The sequence below is a fragment of the Mucilaginibacter puniceus genome (assembly GCF_054783175.1).
Window position 1 is genome coordinate 1,147,528 of record NZ_BAAGRB010000001.1, and the last position, 17,587, is coordinate 1,165,114.

Annotated in this window: 21 protein-coding genes; 16 read left to right on the forward strand and 5 right to left on the reverse strand. The window is 38.9% G+C overall.

From position 1 onward, the window contains the following. Positions 1-2 precede the first annotated feature (2 nt). On the reverse strand, positions 3-806 hold the full coding sequence (locus ACYVJ6_RS05455; RefSeq protein ID WP_460693015.1) for a TIGR02391 family protein: 804 nt from the start codon (positions 804-806) through the stop codon (positions 3-5). A gap of 747 nt (positions 807-1,553) precedes the next feature. Between ACYVJ6_RS05455 and ACYVJ6_RS05460 the strand changes: the two genes are divergently transcribed. From ACYVJ6_RS05460 to ACYVJ6_RS05510, 11 genes are all read left to right on the forward strand, one after another. Continuing rightward, positions 1,554-2,174: a hypothetical protein gene (locus ACYVJ6_RS05460; protein ID WP_460693016.1), complete on the forward strand. Its 621-nt coding sequence runs from the start codon at positions 1,554-1,556 to the stop codon at positions 2,172-2,174. Between the two features lie 76 nt (positions 2,175-2,250). Then, the gene (locus tag ACYVJ6_RS05465) at positions 2,251-2,379 is read left to right on the forward strand and encodes a hypothetical protein (protein WP_460693017.1); all 129 of its coding nucleotides are present in this window, start codon (positions 2,251-2,253) and stop codon (positions 2,377-2,379) included. 4 nt (positions 2,380-2,383) lie between these two features. Beyond that, complete coding sequence (locus ACYVJ6_RS05470) at positions 2,384-2,554, forward strand: hypothetical protein (protein ID WP_460693018.1); 171 nt, start codon at positions 2,384-2,386, stop codon at positions 2,552-2,554. A 12-nt stretch (positions 2,555-2,566) separates the two neighbouring features. Next, entirely contained in the window at positions 2,567-3,628 is a 1,062-nt protein-coding gene (locus ACYVJ6_RS05475; RefSeq protein WP_460693019.1) for a DUF932 domain-containing protein, read from the forward strand. Positions 3,629-3,666: 38 nt separating this feature from the next. Then, positions 3,667-3,864, forward strand: coding sequence for a hypothetical protein (locus ACYVJ6_RS05480; protein ID WP_460693020.1), 198 nt, complete (start codon positions 3,667-3,669; stop codon positions 3,862-3,864). A 613-nt stretch (positions 3,865-4,477) separates the two neighbouring features. Continuing rightward, the gene (locus ACYVJ6_RS05485; RefSeq protein ID WP_460693021.1) at positions 4,478-4,915 is read left to right on the forward strand and encodes an RrF2 family transcriptional regulator; all 438 of its coding nucleotides are present in this window, start codon (positions 4,478-4,480) and stop codon (positions 4,913-4,915) included. Positions 4,916-4,958: 43 nt separating this feature from the next. After that, a complete protein-coding gene (locus ACYVJ6_RS05490) occupies positions 4,959-5,285 on the forward strand; it encodes a hypothetical protein (protein WP_460693022.1) in 327 nt (108 codons plus the stop codon). A gap of 3 nt (positions 5,286-5,288) precedes the next feature. Continuing rightward, a complete protein-coding gene (locus tag ACYVJ6_RS05495; RefSeq protein ID WP_460693023.1) occupies positions 5,289-7,106 on the forward strand; it encodes a cbb3-type cytochrome c oxidase subunit I in 1,818 nt (605 codons plus the stop codon). A gap of 4 nt (positions 7,107-7,110) precedes the next feature. Then, complete coding sequence (locus ACYVJ6_RS05500; protein WP_460693024.1) at positions 7,111-8,136, forward strand: cbb3-type cytochrome c oxidase subunit II; 1,026 nt, start codon at positions 7,111-7,113, stop codon at positions 8,134-8,136. 43 nt (positions 8,137-8,179) lie between these two features. After that, on the forward strand, positions 8,180-8,431 hold the full coding sequence (locus ACYVJ6_RS05505; RefSeq protein WP_460693025.1) for a hypothetical protein: 252 nt from the start codon (positions 8,180-8,182) through the stop codon (positions 8,429-8,431). Positions 8,432-8,435: 4 nt separating this feature from the next. Further along, entirely contained in the window at positions 8,436-8,849 is a 414-nt protein-coding gene (locus tag ACYVJ6_RS05510; protein ID WP_460693026.1) for a cytochrome C, read from the forward strand. A 209-nt stretch (positions 8,850-9,058) separates the two neighbouring features. On the opposite strand, the gene ACYVJ6_RS05515 is transcribed toward ACYVJ6_RS05510, so the two are convergent. The 3 genes from ACYVJ6_RS05515 to ACYVJ6_RS05525 form a co-directional block, all read right to left on the reverse strand. Next, positions 9,059-9,433, reverse strand: coding sequence for a group III truncated hemoglobin (locus tag ACYVJ6_RS05515; RefSeq protein WP_460693027.1), 375 nt, complete (start codon positions 9,431-9,433; stop codon positions 9,059-9,061). 202 nt (positions 9,434-9,635) lie between these two features. Further along, entirely contained in the window at positions 9,636-10,073 is a 438-nt protein-coding gene (locus ACYVJ6_RS05520; protein ID WP_460693028.1) for an RrF2 family transcriptional regulator, read from the reverse strand. 188 nt (positions 10,074-10,261) lie between these two features. Next, positions 10,262-10,570 (reverse strand): 6-pyruvoyl trahydropterin synthase family protein, encoded by a 309-nt coding sequence (locus tag ACYVJ6_RS05525; RefSeq protein WP_460693029.1) that lies wholly within the window; start codon positions 10,568-10,570, stop codon positions 10,262-10,264. A 589-nt stretch (positions 10,571-11,159) separates the two neighbouring features. Here ACYVJ6_RS05525 and ACYVJ6_RS05530 point away from each other — a divergent pair. Together ACYVJ6_RS05530 and ACYVJ6_RS05535 are read left to right on the forward strand one after the other, a co-directional pair. After that, complete coding sequence (locus tag ACYVJ6_RS05530; RefSeq protein ID WP_460693030.1) at positions 11,160-11,546, forward strand: putative zinc-binding protein; 387 nt, start codon at positions 11,160-11,162, stop codon at positions 11,544-11,546. Beyond that, the gene (locus ACYVJ6_RS05535) at positions 11,543-11,980 is read left to right on the forward strand and encodes a hypothetical protein (protein WP_460693031.1); all 438 of its coding nucleotides are present in this window, start codon (positions 11,543-11,545) and stop codon (positions 11,978-11,980) included. The genes ACYVJ6_RS05530 and ACYVJ6_RS05535 overlap by 4 nt, the downstream gene beginning before the upstream one ends. Before the next feature lie 50 nt (positions 11,981-12,030). Here the strand turns inward: ACYVJ6_RS05535 and ACYVJ6_RS05540 are convergent, their stop codons facing one another. Further along, entirely contained in the window at positions 12,031-13,152 is a 1,122-nt protein-coding gene (locus ACYVJ6_RS05540) for a PAS domain-containing sensor histidine kinase (protein WP_460693032.1), read from the reverse strand. Between the two features lie 383 nt (positions 13,153-13,535). Between ACYVJ6_RS05540 and ACYVJ6_RS05545 the strand changes: the two genes are divergently transcribed. From ACYVJ6_RS05545 to ACYVJ6_RS05555, 3 genes are all read left to right on the forward strand, one after another. Next, a complete protein-coding gene (locus ACYVJ6_RS05545) occupies positions 13,536-15,329 on the forward strand; it encodes a hypothetical protein (protein ID WP_460693033.1) in 1,794 nt (597 codons plus the stop codon). A gap of 136 nt (positions 15,330-15,465) precedes the next feature. Then, on the forward strand, positions 15,466-16,830 hold the full coding sequence (gene hemN, locus ACYVJ6_RS05550) for an oxygen-independent coproporphyrinogen III oxidase (protein ID WP_460693034.1): 1,365 nt from the start codon (positions 15,466-15,468) through the stop codon (positions 16,828-16,830). A 272-nt stretch (positions 16,831-17,102) separates the two neighbouring features. Next, positions 17,103-17,381 (forward strand): paraquat-inducible protein A, encoded by a 279-nt coding sequence (locus tag ACYVJ6_RS05555; protein WP_460693035.1) that lies wholly within the window; start codon positions 17,103-17,105, stop codon positions 17,379-17,381. The last annotated feature ends 206 nt before the right edge of the window (positions 17,382-17,587 follow it).

Sequence of the window (17,587 nt, forward strand, 5' to 3'; positions counted from 1 at the left end):
GCTTACCTTATTTTATGAGCTTTGTCAAGTTTTCTTAAGCAGAGTGAACCGATTGTCATAATATCCAATGCATCCGCTTCCGTTATTTCCCATGAAATTTTAGGCGAATGAGCCACTGTATTTCTGAACATTCCAAAAAAGCCTTTTAAAAGATTTGCAAATCCTTTATGTTCACTAATTTCTGTTTCTGAAGTAAAGTTGTTAATAATAATTATAGGGTTTTTTACAGCAAAGCATTCGTCGATTAATTCACCTCCGTCTTTGTTAACATCGGATAATGCTCTCAATTTGTCAGCTACGCTTTTTGTGGCTTCAAAGACAGCATGAAAATAGTTATCAACCAGCAATTCAGCTTTACAAAATTTAAAAATATCATCATGAACATTTCTATCTTTAAGTTTATTGATAAGCGTTGACGCTCTATTTTCTGCATCATTAATTGTTTTTGATTTTTGTACTGGTCGAAAAACAGCATCATCGCCATATTCTAATTCTATAAAAGATAACAATTGATTCACCTCAACCCTAAAACTATTAAACTGATCTTTTCTATCGCCCAAAAATCTTGCGGGGTGCAGTGCGACTTGAATAAATCTCAATATATCGTTTGATCTGTTTGTTTTATGCTGGATGTATGAAAATGCATTATACAAACGTTTCCACTTTGTATTGTCAGGTGTCGGATTGCTTATCAAGCAATCGTTTAAATATTTATTAATCTCGCTTCCAGTCATTATATCGCCAACTTTCATAGAAATACCTTCAAGTACATACGGAGCAATAACCGGAAATTCTTTTGATGCCATTGTTCGATGGAGATTATAGGTTGAGGGTTACTTCAGGTCTAAATACAAATGTAACAACGTTTTATTCTACTTACTATATTATATGTCAAATAAGGTGACTTTGATAGCCTCTTTAAATTGCAAATAAATGTTAAAGATGGCATGATTAGGGATTTTTAATTATTAATGCTTTCTGATTTGTTTTTATGCTGTCCCTGCGGCCAGGCTATACGCTATATCTTTCTCTGAAAGGATGCCGCTGCTATCCTTGACAGGGGATTTTAAAAGATCGCCTGTCTAAATATTCTGCTACTGCATTTTCGCTATGCTGCAAAAGCATCCGCTTCGGTAACCTGCCGGAAGGTGCAATTAAGAGCATCATTCAGGACCTCACTTGTTTACCCGCTCCATTTCATTACGCCGGGAAAAGCTGCGCTTGCCTTTACTCTGTACTTAATTTATTGCTAAAAGATCAGACACTTTAAGTAGCTATTTTCCAATCGAAACGGAGAAAAAGGCAGCTAAGGTTTTGCCCGCATTGCCTCAAGACTTCTAAAATATCCACAAAAGACTACGGCATAATGAATTAGCTCGTCCCTCGCCAATTCACCCTGCGGGACTTATTCCGTTTCCTTTTGCCTGCTGCGGGCACCTTTTAATTGCTTTCTTTTTTTCCGTTTTTTCTTTTGAAAAATAGCTTTTTAGGAAAGTCTTCGGGAAAAGAGGGAACAAAAAAATAAATTTTTAACCCTTTAAAAGCAGTAAAAAATGAAAACAGCAGAAAGAAATGCAAACGGTGTACAAGGTGCAACCGCAAAAGCAAACGAAGCAACCAACAAAATTCAAAACCGCTCGAACCTGACCCGTAACGAAGCAAAAGATGAAAAAGTTAACGATCAAGCACCTGCCCAAACGCCGGAAGTTGAGGCAACCCACAACGCCGAAATTAAGAGCGATAGCCCCGCTACAGTGGATAACAAACTCGCTCACGTTAACGGGCAACCCGAAAAATCCGAACTGAAAGAAGAACCAAAGGCAGAGGTTAAAGCCGAGCCAAAAGCAGAAGTTAAAGCTGAACCTGTAAAACCTGTTTTGAATTTAGAGAGCACATTAAAATTGGTGGAAGAACTGCACCGCCGTAAGGTGCAACGGGATAAATTATTGGAAACTATCCAAAATTTGGAAGCTTTTGAGGTTAACCAAAAGGATGAAGCCGAAGAAAGCGGGACAACTAACTATTCCCGTTGTGAACTGACCATTGAAGATGATAAGGGCAAAAGCTTTAGCACTAAAAACCCTGTAATCATTTTTCATGTAACGCAGTATGTGAACGCCCTTTGTATAGACAAACTGGCGCAGATTGAAGCAGGTATCATTATTCCTGCTTAATTAAATGGGAAACGCCCCTTGTATCAGCGTACAGGGGGCGTTATTTAAGACATTTCTAATCTTAAAATCTAATACAATGTTAGAGTTATTTATCGAATTAACCAACCAAATATTTTGGGATGGTTATGCACAACAGTTAGCAATTGAAAACCCGGTAAGGTTTCAATTAGAGTTAAACGATTTTATAAACACCTGTCAAAATTAAGGCGATGGAAGATACAATCTTTTTGCTTCTGAAAATAACCATCAAAACCACCCATAAAAACATACACGATGCTATACAAGAACTGCAATCCAAAACGGAATTAAATGTAAGTAGTACCAAAAACGTCAAGGTTTTGAAAACAGAGATTATGCAATTAAAAACTAAAACCCATTAAAATTAAATTATCATGGCACATCAAATAAATTTCAATCAGAAAACAGGCAAAGACAGCTTTATGAGCGTAAAAGAAAAAGCCTGGCACAACCTCGGGCAGGTCATAGACCGTTACCCAACCAGTAGCGAAGCGATACAACACGCAGGACTGGATTATATCGTTGAAAAACGCCCTTTGTTTACTTATGATACCAATAACCATGTTTGGGGCAATCCCGATGCGATGCCGGAAATAGAAGTACCAAATTTCTTTGCGACCGTTCGGGCCGACACGGAACAGGTTTTGGGTGTAGTGGGCAATGATTATGAAGTGGTACAAAACCGGGATGCTTTTTCTTTTTTTGATGCTATCGTAGGCGGTGGCGAGGGCATTTTATACGAAACAGCGGGGGCGTTAGGCAATGGCGAACGGGTATTTATAACCGCTAAGCTACCCGATTATATCAAAGTAGGCAGAAAGGATATGATTGAGCAATACCTGTTTTTAACCACCTCACACGATGGTTTAGGGAGCATTACAGCCGCTTTTACCCCGATAAGGATAGTTTGCAACAACACGCTAAACGCAGCCATGCAGAGCAATAGCAACGCCATTAAAATACGTCATACCGCATCAGCAGGGGAGCGTTTAAAACAGGCGCATACGCTTATGGGGATTAGTCATGTTTTAGCGGGTGAAATGGAGGGGTTATTTAATCAATGGGCGAAGGCACGAATCACCGATACCGAAGTGAAAAAATTAATACAGATTGCTATGGCACCTAATAAGGAGGTATTGACAAACTTATCCGAAGGTAAAACCGAACTGTTATCCACCCATTATACAAACATCGTAGATCATGTGTATGAATACGCTTTAGCAAGTCCTACCCAACAATTAGAAACAACAGCCGGAACGGTATTTGGTGCATACAATGCGGTAACGGGCTATTTTCAGAATGTGCGCAATTTTAAAAGTGATGAAGCCAAGTTTAAATCTATTATGGATGGAACTGCCAAGCAACGGGCGCAAACTACTTTTAACCTTTGTAGCGATTTTGTAAAGCACGGAGGCGAGGCGCTGATTTATAATTGATAACCAAGGGCGAGCGATCCCCCTTTAATTTTTATAGCATGAGTATTTTAGCAGATAAAACAGATTTTAAGGTTTTGAAAATCACATCAAAATGCCTTAAACAGCTTGATGAAATAAACAATCTGAATTTAAAAGTGACCAAGGTGGATGATTTTGAAATTAGCCTTGCGACAAATATGCTAAAGAGCGTAATGGACAATAACCAGCAGACGATAATCATAAACCCTGTTACATAGATCATTTTCCTTAAACCTATTAAAAGGGGGAGCAATCCCCTTTATTTTAAATTGCCCGGCGGCGGGCGTAGCCCGCCTGGAAGAACACCCCTTGTTTTCCTATTGTGTGATGATCTTTGGTGAAAACATGGGGTGCTTTTAAGATATTTTGGAGGTGCGTGGATAACCAATACCATCGATGCATTTTCCTATGGTTATAATAGTAGCGTTGTCCAATTGATCTTCGTTATGCTGTACCCATCCATCACCACATTTAATAAAGCATAGCTTCCTGCCCATCTACAAATTGAATCCTATTAACCTTCAATGCTTAAAAAGTAGCTGTGTTGATCTGTAGAAGTAATATAGCGTTTAGCCTTATGGATGGGTTATCATTTGGTTGATGAAGTCCAATGCGTAATGATGAGTGCCACAATGATGGAAATGCCGATGAAAAAAGGCATGATGGATGACAAAATGAAAATGTGGTTTCATTACTCCTAAAATCCGGTTTATAAATATGCCGGATTTATTATTTGAATTTTTACAAATGTGTATCGAAGAATAATGGTTTATTTAAATTAAGATAAAAAACTCTTTTAATATATTAGATAGTTAGTTACTTTTGTTTTAAATGGGATTATTTTCAAAAACGTGCGAATACGCTATCCGGGCCGTATTCTTTATTTCGCAAAAAACTTCTGAAGGCGGACGGGTAAGTATCAAAGATATCGCCGTAGGGATAGATTCACCGGAACATTTTTTAGCAAAAATATTGCAGGACTTAAGCAAAAGAGGTTTAGTTCAGTCAGCAAAAGGTCCGAATGGCGGTTTTTTTGTAGATGAAATTACCTTAAGACGACCTGTTGCAGAGATTGTAGAGGCTGTGGATGGAAACGGGATATTTGTGGGTTGCGCTTTGGGCTTGAAAGAATGTTCTGAAAAGGACCCCTGTCCATTACACAATCAATTTAAAACAATTCGCGACGAAATTCATTCTTTATTAAGGACAACCAATATTGGTGACTTTAACGAAGAATTGATTTTAGGGATCAATTCATTAAAAAGATAATTTTTTTAAATAAAAAGGATAAAAAGGTATTAATATCAATAAAATGAAACGATTTATTAGTGCAATTCTTTTAATATCGCTGATGCTTGGAAAAGCCAGAGCAGAAACAATTGTGATATCCCAAACGGAGGATTCATCCTGGGGTGTAATGCTATTATTAGCCGGAGGTTTATTAATCCTGGTCTTATTGGCGCTATGGCTTTTAAAAAATAGTTACCGTTTAAAAGATACCATCAATGATGTTGATACCGATGGTAAAAATTGGCTCAACAGCCATTTGAAAGATCTGGATAGCCAACAAGTTAATCAATTAATTAACCGTCAGCAGGCGATGCGGAAGCAAGTAATGTCTGTCGGAAAATCACAATAAACAATGAAAAAACCTTTCTTATTATTACTGCTGCTCATTTCAGCTACGCCATTGTTTGCGCAAGCGGCTGAAGCGGGTTCAAGTGTTTGGTTGGACCCGGGCGTACTGATCACGGTTACTTTAATCCTTATTCCGCTCCTTATCGCCGTATACCTTGTTGCTGTAAAAGTTAACAACCTGGCCAGAAGGATCAAAGCCGGTAAAACCAGGCATGATGCCAGGCAATTAGCACAGTCCTTACAAGAATTGGATTTAGAGGCAATGAGCGATGAACTTACCAAACGCAAACAAGCCATCGAATTTGAATTAAGTAATACAGAGTTGGGGGGAGCGGATGCGCCAGAAGATAAGAAAGGGTTGTTACATAATATTGCCGAAGTAAACAGCCCGCGATTTCTCGCCCCGAAAAAGAAAGCTGTTAAAAGACCCGATATTGATCCTGCATTGACCAGATTAATTCTTTGGTACATTGGGACAGCAACTTTTTGGCTGGTATTAGGCACTTCAGTAGGCGAATATTTAGGGATAAAATTTGTGGCCCCTGATGTTGATCATGTGAGCTGGCTAAGCTTTGGCCGTTTACGCCCCGTGCACACCAATATGGTTTTTTGGGGCTGGTCCTCGCTGGCCATGATAGGGTTGGGTTATTACGTGGTTTCAACCGTAAGCAACACGGTTGTGGCTAGTTTGAAAAGAGGATGGTATGCTTTATACCTGATCAATACCTCGGTCATTTTAGGCAGCGTTTCGCTGATGGCAGGCATAAATAATGGGGGCGGCGAATACCGGGAGTATATCTGGCCGATCATGTTATTGTTTGCTATTGGCATAGTTATTACGCTGATCAATTACTTACAAACGGTAGCACGACGTAAAACCAGGGAGATCTATATTTCCAACTGGTACATCATAGCTGCCACCATGTTTACTATTGTAATTGCACTTGTGGGGTATTTACCCTTTTGGCAAAACGGCCTGGGCGAAAGTATAGCACAGGGTTACTATATGCACCAGGGCGTAGGCATGTGGTTTATGCTTTTTAACCTTGGATTGATCTATTACTTTTTGCCACAGCAATTAAACACGCCTATTTATTCTTATAGCCTGGGTATCCTTGCTTTCTGGACTCAAATTTTATTTTACACCTTGATTGGTACCCACCATTTTATTTTCAGCGCTATTCCCTGGTGGCTGCAAACAACCGCTATTATAGGGAGCATGGGCATGCTGGTGCCTGTTTTTGCCGGAACAACTAATTTCCTGATGACCTTACGGGGCAACTTTAATAAAATAGGTTCTAGTTATACGTTACCATTTTACCTGGTGGGTATTATATTTTACTTTACCGGTTCTTTTCAGGGTACCGCCGAGGCTTTCCGTTCAACGAATCTGTACTGGCATTTTACCGATTTTACCACGGCCCATTCGCACATTACCATGTATGGTATCATCGCTTTTATGCTATGGGCATTTATATACACCCTGGTACCCCGCCTTACCGGGAAAGAACCGCGTCAGGGCTGGGTAGGTGCTCATTTCTGGATGGCGCTTATCGGATTAATGTTTTATACGATCCCCTTAATGATCGGTGGTACACTAAAAGGGATAGCCTGGGTAGATGGTAAGCCATTTATTGATTCAGTCGTGCTTATGGCACCCTATTGGCTTTGGCGGGCCATTGGCGGATCGTTGATGTGGGCCTCGCATCTGATCTTTGCCTATAATCTTTATTACATGATTGCCAACCGGGAAGAAACAGATCTGCAAAAGACCGTTTTTGAAGAATTGAATAAACTACCGGCTAATACCTCTAATCAATAACCTGATGGATATTTATAACAATCATAAAAGACTTTTTGGAGCGGCCATAATTTTATTTATTGTCTTAACCATGTTTGCTGCTATCCTGCCCGCTTTGAATTCACAGGATAATAATGCGCCCCTTCCGGGAAGCCATGCGCTGAACGCTGATGAAATAGCGGGTAAGGGTATATTTATAAGAGAAGGCTGTATCGCTTGTCATACGCAGCAGGTTAGAAATGTAGATATGGATAAAATGTGGGGCACACGCCCGAGCATTGCGGCCGATTATGCCAGGAACGTTAGAACAGATGTTTGGCGCAATACAGCAAATCTCCTGGGTTCAGAACGTACAGGACCGGATTTGATGAACATTGGTAACCGCCAGCCCAGCCAGGATTGGCACCTGTTGCACTTATATAATCCAAGATCAGTAGTTGAACAATCTATTATGCCAGCCTATTCCTGGTTGTTTGAAGTAAAGGATTATCCTTATCCGGATGATGTGGAACTTCATGTTCCAGATCAGTTCCGTAAAGGGGTAACAGGCCACATTGTAGCAACCAAAGAGGCTTTGCAATTGGTCGCATACCTCAAATCATTTAAGCAGTATAAACTTCCTGATGGCAAACCAACACCAATTTTTCTATATGGTAAGACCTTATCGAAAACGGAGCCGGCAGGAACTACCAGTAAACTGAATACAGAATTAGACGGGGCAGCTTTATATGCTACCAATTGTCAAAGCTGCCACCAGGAAAACGGAGAAGGGTTGAAAGGAGCCTTTCCACCCTTAAAAGGTAGCCCGATTGTTTTGGATAAAGATCCCAAAGTACAGCTCACCGTTATCATGAAGGGATATAACGGAAGGGCTAGTGAAGGTTACGGCATTATGCCGGCTGTTGGAACCAACAATAACCTGAAGCCAGAGGAAATTTTGGCCATCATCAATCATGAACGCAGTAGCTGGGGTAATAATTCTCGAAAAATTACCCTTACAGAAATAAAGGAATTATTTAATCAGATTAAGTCAGGACCTATAGCTAAGTAGTATGGAAAAGAATAGGAAACTCAAAATGAAAAGTCTAATCACTATGTCCATTACAATTGGGATATTGATAGCAGCCTACGCACCCGCAATTGCTTGTGATGCTTGTAAGGCGCAGCAACCAAAATTTTTACAAGGGATAACCCACGGCCCCGGCCCAACCGGTTACTGGGATTATATTATTGTAAGCATTATGACGGTGATCACCTTATATTCGGTGTATGCTTTGATCAAATGCCTGGCAAAACCCGAAACCCCCGAGCATCAGGATATAAAAAAAATCATCTTAAATTCTTAAGGTTATGGAAGACAGAAGCATCGTGACACTGTTCATGGACGAAGATCCCCAACCCATCGGAACATTTCCGGCTCCGGTATCCTTTAACCTGGATACCAAAAAATTAACAGATGGCAAACATGTGCTAAAGGTTGTCAGTAAGGATCATAAAGGAAAAGAAGGCATCAAAACCATCCCTTTTATCGTGCGTAACGGTCCTGCCATTGCAGTTGAAGGTATCAGAAAAGATGAAGTGGTTGATGGTATCCTGCCGTTAATGATCAATGCTTATAGCAAGGGAGATCAAAAAACATTTTTGCTGCATGGCAGTGAGACGCCCAAAAGCATTCCTTTTTGGATTATTGTTCTTTTAATCGCATTTGCCGCCTGGGCTGTTTATTATCATATTACCTCTGGTGAGATGACTTTATTTAAATAAAAAAGTTAATTACCATCAATCTAAATAGTATATATAACCCCAATGCAATAAAAGATATAAAACTCTTTTATTATTGATTATTGTGTATCTTTCGTTACCTGGACATTCCGGAGCCATTGATCATCTCGTTCAGGAATAGCAAACTGTTAATTCCGTAGCACTTTGATCATATTAATTTATTGATTATTAATTGCGATTTTCTTAATTGCTTACACAACTCGGTGCTCCAAAGCGCACGGAATAGCCTCGTCAAGCCTTCCGGAATATCCACTTCCCTTTGTAATTCTTTTTATCTGTAGAAAATTTTCGTCGATTGTTTTGGAAAAGAGTTCCAGCCAGCGGTCAAAATGCACCGGACCGATTTTTAGCGGCGCATGTTTAGCAAAAGGGTTTTCCCGGAAACCGGGAACGCCAAACAGCGCGGCATTCCAAAAGGCATACATTTTTTCGAGATGTGGCCCCCAATTGTCTTGTATAGCCTCGTCGAAGATCGGGCCCAGCACTGCATCCTGGCGGACTTTGCCATAAAAATCATCTACAAAAAGCCGGATAGACATTATGTCTTTGATATCTTTCTTATTCATTCAAGTATCGTAAATAGTATAAAACATTCCTGTTTGTTTATAACCTTAATCGGATATAAAGATAGTTGGATGTTTAATAATAAAAGATATTTTTATCTTTTATTATATTTTGAGTTATATTCTTTTTTGAAAGAATCCAACGACAACTGATTAAATATTTATTAAATTGGGAAATTGAGCGGAAATTACAGGATAGTTAACGTTAACTATTTGAGATGAACATATTTCCTTTTTTCATTTCATCGGCAAGAGATTGGATAGTCATACTATCAAACATTTGTATCGTTTGGACTTTTATGAATTTATATTTTGCATGCATTGGGCAGGGCTCTTTTTCTGAACATTGAGCTAATCCGATAATGCACTTTTCAAGGATTTCATCCTCTTTCATTGCTGTCAGGACACTGCGAATGGGCATTTTTTTCATTTCCTCCGTAATGTAAAATCCGCCATTGGGGCCCCTGGCTGAACTAATAATTTTATTATCCCTGTTAAGCTTTTGGAGAATTTTCGCAGTAAAAGACTGGGGAGAATCAATCGCTTTTGCAATTTCAGCAAGCCCAAGCATTTTTTCCTCCGTGCCTTTTTGGGATATATAAATAGTTGCCCGGAGTGCGTATTCAGTTGCTTTTGAAAACATCTTCTTTTATAAAATTTAATAACAAAGCTTAATGCAAAATAAACATAAAAGCAGGAAATAGCCTCAATTTATACCCGCTAACCATTCAGCATAAGAATCTTTTGTTTCATATAACTTTAATCCCCGCAGGGACAGCCCTGGCGGAAGTATTTTACAAATAGCTTTTCTTGAAAAGAGCAACAAATTTTCTACAGATGGCTCGACTTCCAGATTTTCCATATTTTCCTGTAACATAACAGCAGGGAATTTAGACAGATAAGCCCGCGATAATACAGTTTATGATCAAACTTTTCAATGATGGCCAGGTTTATGATTTTTTTTAATTCCTTAAAATCAATTATAAATCCTGGAGAATGAAGATAAGCATCCTCTGCTTTGACTGATGCAATGGTCACATGTAACTCATAAGAGTGCCCGTGTATATTCCTGCAGGCGCCATTATAGCCGTCCAGCGCATGGGCCATTTCAAAATGAAATATTTTTGTGATCCTGATCATTGTACAAATAGAATATGAATCCTGCACGTGAATAGTGTCCGGCCCTGTTTAGTTAAAGTTTATCCGGGTCATCCTGCTATTAGCAATGAATAATACATGGGATTTAGAATGATAAAGCCATGGTTAATCTTCGTTTGCACTTCAAGAATTTTATTTTTCAAAAATAGTTAATTTAATAATAATTAAGGATTAATTTGTCCTTAATTATTATATTTACCAAAAATTCATGTTATGGCTAAACGAAATTTCATAAACCGCGCATGATCAAAACAGCATTCTGGTCTATAAATATAGGTTTACTGCTTATGGTATTTCTTGATCTGTTCCCGGCGGGTATCTGGCAATTTAAAACAGTGACCGAACATGGGCTTTGGTATGCGCGAAGCCATACGTTTATTGAGAGTACCGGATTTCAGACCTTACCTGGCTGCGAATGTTCGGGGGTGCTTTGTTTACCCTGGGCGGTGTAATTCCGCTTACATGGTTTGTTATCAGCAGGAGAAGGGGATTGAAAAAAGTTAACCCTAAAGTGGGAGCTCCAATCTAAAACCAGGAAGAACCGGTGGTATCTTACTAATCATAAAGCACTATGAATACAAATGAAATAATGAAACCAATTGTTTATTCCTGTTCCGGTTGCTCCAGCGCGGCACAAATGTCAAATTACCTTGCTGTTCAAATGGATAGAAATGGAACGGCAGAAATGTCGTGCATCGCAGGCGTCGGCGGCAACGTCAAAAAACTTGTTCAAACGGCGCATTCCGGACGGAAAATTATAGTTATCGATGGCTGCCCCCTGGCCTGCGCCAAAGCTTGTTTGAGTAATCATTCAATCGAGCCCGACGCTCATATAGAACTTACCAGTTTCGGTGTGGCCAAGTGCCAGCACCAGGATTTTGATAAAAAGCAGGCAGATGAAATATTGAAGATAATAGAAGAAATAACAGATCAGCAATTAACACTGCAAACCTTATGAATGATGAAATTCTGAACGAGCATATCATTCGATTTTTCCAGCAACAAACGTGTGCAACGATTTGCTGCACAGATACTGAGGGAAACCCTTATTGTTTCAATTGTTTTTATGCATTTAACCAGGATGACAAATTGATGTATTTCAAATCATCACCTAACGCATATCATTCTGCGCTATTGGTTAAAAACCCGGTAATTGCGGGAACCGTGCTGCCGGATAAATTAAACAAATTGATGACAAAAGGTATACAGCTGCATGGAAAAGTGTTGCATCACCTTCACCCATTGGCACTTAGTGCTTCTGTTGATTATCATAAAAAGCATCCGATCGCGCTGGCGATGAAAGGCGAAGTATTTACCATTTTTCTTGATAGCATAAAGATGAAGGATAGCCATTTAGGATTTGGCAACAGCATGGTATGGAAGAGGGGGTGAATATGAATTTGCTTCGGAATGTGCAGTTCATGCACCTTGAATTCCTCTTTCTAAAGTGTAATTACAAATTGAGTGCCCTTGTGTACTTCACTGGTGTATTGAATAGTACCATTCATTAATTCAACATATTTGCTGACAATATACAGGCCTAAACCCGTGCCTCCTATATTTATTACATTTGGAGCCCTGTAAAACCGTTCAAACAGATGTTTGCGGTATTCGGGCGGGATACCGATCCCATAATCTTTTATTGAAATCGACAACCGGCTGTTCAGCCATTCCGTCCTGACCTCCACGGGCGAGTTGCCGATAGAGAATTTGATAGCATTTGATAAAAGGTTTACAATAATTTGTTTCAGCAAAAGAGGATCGTGTACGACTGATTTCTTACCGGCATGCCGATAGAAAATTTCTTGCTCGTTTTTCTGATCCGCTTTTATTTCTTTGATAATCATGCCGATAAATTCTTTTATGTCCAGTTTTTCCGGATTAACAACTACTACGCCGCTTTCTATTTTCTCAACGGACAGAAAGTCGCTCAAAATGTCCGTAATTAAATTTACAGACGACACAATCCTGCTAATATGCTTATCCCTGTTAGGCTGGGCATCAACCGCAGTATATTTTTTTAATAACTTTGCTGACAACAAGACATTGCTCAATGGTGTCCGGAACTCATGGGAAGCCATGGTTAGAAACCGGGATTTCAAATCGCCAAGTTCCCTTTCTTTTTCCAACGATTGTTTTAACTCATTCTCAATCAATTTTAAATGAGAAATATTTCTAAAAATTACGCCTGCATATACAATAGATCCGTCTTCCTCTTTCAATGGGAAAGCATCCATTACGTATACCTTACTTTTTATCGGATAAGGAAGCTCAAACTCCAATATGTTGTTCCCCAGAAAAACTGTATTTAATTGCCTCCTGATTACATTTCTGACTTCTTCTGGAAATTTTGGATATATTTCATGACCAATTAATTCGCTTGGAACTACATTCATGCGTTTATGTAATTCTCCTCCGGTGAATATGAAATTGTAATTTCTGTCAATTATACTTATTGCGCCATCCGGATAGTTGTGCAATAATTGAAGAAATAATTGACGAACGTTGGATACGTCTCTTTCAGTCTGTCCTTTTTCAGTCAGCGGTTCTTTTTGTACTTGCATCTGCCGATGGGTAATGGGTTAACTTAGTTGCCTGTTTTAAGATCAGCCATGCCTTAATGATACTCTCGGCATTTTTTAAAACTCAAAACTTTCGGCAAATTAGCTATTGTTATCAGCCTGATTATTGACAATGATCAGCGCAGTAAGTGATATGCGTCACTTCGTACTTCAAAATCTCCTGGTAAAATTTAATTGCCATCGGCCAGTCAGATTTACCAGGAATTTAGGAAATAGTAAAAAAATGTGACTCATCTAAATAAAAAAGGATAACTTTGTCCTTTATTATTAAAGAGGCAAAAAAAGGCGAAAATCTTTGACATCGTACAGGCACAAAAGACCTTTTTGCGTTGAAAGTATATTTTTTACGACTTAATTTAATCTTCATGAATCATACCTTCCATATACCAGTACTCGGCTTAGCATTTTCGATTGATACACCGTTGAAAGTAGCCCGCTATGGGATTTCATCAGTAGTTTCTGTTGTCGATGATATCCTGATAGAAAGAATGCGGAAATTCCACACTGAAAAAAATAGGGAAGCATTCATTCCGATCGATCAGAAAGAACCCGATTTTCGTGCCAGGCGGATCACTGCTTACCTGAATCTGATGGAAAAGATAGTTGACAGCCAGTTCACATCTTTAAAACAGGAACCTTTTGAACCCGGCAGCGATATAACCCGTTATTTTGAGCTATTACCTGAAACAGCTTCTTTAAAAGTGACATATAATCAAATGCTGGAGGTTCCGGATGAAACAAGAAAGCAAAAAATGCAAAATGAGCTACGCTGGGCCATGCAGAAAGGAGCTATTAATGTAAATATCATGTCCAAAGTGGATAAGCTGAATTTAAATGAAGATGGAGGTCCTTTAGGTGATCAATTCAGCGATGCTTTGTCTGCTTTGCGAGGTTTTGCCCAAAGTAACCTGCGAACATCTTTAATACTTTCTGCCGGAATGAATCCCCGCCTGTACAGTTATCTGGAAACTTTTGAAGATTTTTTTCCGGATAGTGATCAAAAAATCAAAAAGAACGTTATTTTAAAAGTAAGCGACTTCCGCTCGGCATTCATTCAAGCTAAATTCCTGGCGAAAAAAGGAATTTGGGTGTCAGAGTTCAGAATTGAATCGGGACTAAACTGCGGAGGTCATGCTTTTGCCACTGAAGGGTATTTATTAGGTCCGATTCTTGAAGAATTTAAACAAAAGCGCGAGGAGATGATTCAGGAACTCTTTCAACTCTACCAGTCGGGGCTTGAAGCGAAGGGATTGTCAATTATTAATAAGCCTGCGATGAGGATCAGCGTCCAGGGCGGAATTGGTACCGGAAAAGAAAATAGTTTTCTTTTAAATTATTATGGAATGGATGCGACAGGTTGGGGGAGCCCTTTTCTGTTAGTTCCCGAAGCGACAAATGTAGATGAAGAAACATTACAGAATTTAGTCAATGCAAAAAAAGAAGAGTTTTATCTCAGCAACGCTTCGCCGCTGGGGATTCCTTTTAACAATTTTCGAAATTCTTCGTCAGAGAAATTGCGTCTTGAGCGCATTGTAAAAGGCAGGCCGGGTTCTCCCTGTAAAAAAAAATATCTTGTTTCTAATACTGAGTTTACGTCGATGCCAATCTGTACCGCTTCCCGCGAATACCAAAAAAAGAAGATCGACCAGTTAAAGTCCTATAACCTCCAGGAAGCAGATTACCAGACTCGTTTTGACGAAATAACTGAGAAAGCTTGTCTTTGTGAAGGCCTGACCACTTCTGTATATCAAAAAAACAATATGCTACAAGTCAAAGAGAATAAGGCAGTCGCTATTTGCCCCGGACCAAATACTGCATACTTTTCGGGCATCTTTTCTTTGGACGAACTAATAAAACACATTTATGGCAAATTTAACCTGCTTTCTGGGATAGAACGGCCGAATATGTTTATCAATGAATTAAACTTGTATATAGACTATCTTAAAAAGGATGTTGAAAATCATTTTAAAGATTTAAGTGATAAAAAGGCTAAATATTTTTTGAATTTTAAAAATCAACTTCAAAACGGTATTGCCTATTACAAAGAACTGATTCCCCGTCTTAACGATCAGACAGAGGTATATCTTAATAAAATGTACCAGCAATTAGCTGAAGCAGAGATTAAATTACAGTCACTAAATTTCGCTGAGGCTATTTAATTTGATTGTACCTGAAGTAATGAGATATTTGCTTGAAATACTTTACAGGGCAAGATACATGATAATTGATGCAAGCACACAATGGCGGGTAGACTGATTTATAAAGTACAAAGTATTTTTTAATAAAAGATACCCTATGAATAATAGCATTCTGGATTTACTGCACAAATACGATGTGCCATCGCCCAGGTACACGAGTTACCCCACTGTTCCGTATTGGGATTTTTCAACGATAGATGAAGCAAAGTGGAAGAATTCTGTTGTTAACACATTTACAGCTGAAAATGGGGAAATGTGCGTGTATGTTCACCTGCCATTTTGTGAGAATTTGTGCACATTTTGTGCCTGCAACAAACGGATCACTAAAAATCACCACGTCGAAGACCCTTACATTGCAGCCGTCCTTAAAGAGTGGGGTATGTATCGTGCTTTATTTTCAACGATTCCGGTAATAAAAGAAATTCACCTCGGAGGTGGGACGCCTACTTTTTTTAGTGCGGATAACCTGGTGCAACTTATTAATGGCATTACCGCTGACGCTATTGTAAAAGACAACCATGAATTCAGCGTAGAAGTACATCCTAATTATACAACCGAAGAACATATTGCAAAACTTTCGACAGTTGGCTTCAACCGGATCAGTTTGGGTATTCAGGATTTTGATCCTAAGGTACAGTTTGCAATAAACAGGATTCAGACCTTTGAAAAAACAAAGGAAGTTGTTGACTGGGCAAGGAAATACAACTACAATAGTATAAACGTCGATTTGATTTATGGCCTTCCTCATCAAACGATAAAAAGTATAGAACTTTCTGTCTCGCTCGTTAAGACGCTTGAACCAGATCGAATCGCCTTTTATTCTTATGCGCACGTCCCGTGGAAAAGTAAGGGGCAAAGACACTATACCGAGGAAGATCTGCCGGTAGCTTCAGAAAAATGGGCAATGTATAACAGAGGAAAGGAATTACTGGAGGGAACCGGATTTGAAAGTATAGGAATGGACCACTTCGCATTATTGAGTGACACGCTTTTTGTTGCTGCCAAAAATGGGAATATGCATCGTAATTTTATGGGTTATACGACAACGAAATCAAAACTTATAGTCGGTCTCGGGGTCTCAAGCATCAGCGACTCCTGGGACGCATTTGCACAAAACGAAAAAGTAGTCGAAGTCTATGAAAAAAAAATCAGCCAAGGAAAATTACCTTTGGTAAACGGTCATTTACTGAATAGTGAGGATTCTATTATCCGAAAAAATATACTTGAATTGATGTGTGAAGATAAGACCAATCTGGAGAGTGAACGGCTGGAGAGTGATTTTGTCAAAAGCGCCCTTTTGCATTTGCAGGAATTGGAATCGGATGGCCTGGTTACGATAGATGGGACAAACATACACGTGACCTCAAAAGGCAGATCTTTTATCCGGAATATTTGTGTTGCCATTGATGCCCGGCTATGGCGGGAGCACAAAAATGTCAACACATTTAGTAAAGCCATATAAATATAACCTAAATATTCATCCGCAATCCGACTTGAAATCTTCGGCGTCACTCAATACCCAAAGTTTTACGTGGATTCTTTAGAATGTCGGCATAGCGGATCCACCATTTGAAGGATCACACTCGTTATTAGTCTATTGCTTTGCGATAGGCATTAATATACCACTATTGCAAACAACTAAATTTTGGATAATTAAAGAACATCTTTCGCTATTGCAGATATTGCAAAACTTAAAACTTAAAACTTGAAGGTGAAGTACAGCTTTACTGGATTATGCTTTGTTTCACTTTTTTTATTCCAATATTAAAGATGATTGCAATGTCGTGCGATATTTTTATGTCAAGGACCAATGGAAAGAAAAATTTCATAGTGTCATTATTAAGCAAATGGGCAATGTTGGATGTTTTAGTAATCGGCATTTTAGTTGCTTCAATGAAGTCAAACAGCGGAATTGTCGAAATGGCCACGGGGGCTGGGCTAACCTTTTTTGTAGCCTCTATTATTTTATCAATGATAATATCGACTTGCTTACCGTACACAAAAAACAATTGATGTTAATGAAATATCTGAAATTGCGATAGTTAAAATTAACACAATTCAGTGCTCACCTATACGGATATAATCGTGCAAGCCTTGTACTAATTATGAGGTTATTTTTATATTTTGTGATAATGCAAAGTTAAGCTTTACAGCATCAATAGGAGACATGATTTATTCAATTTTTAATTGTGATAAATAGTTATTACCTTTACAACAAG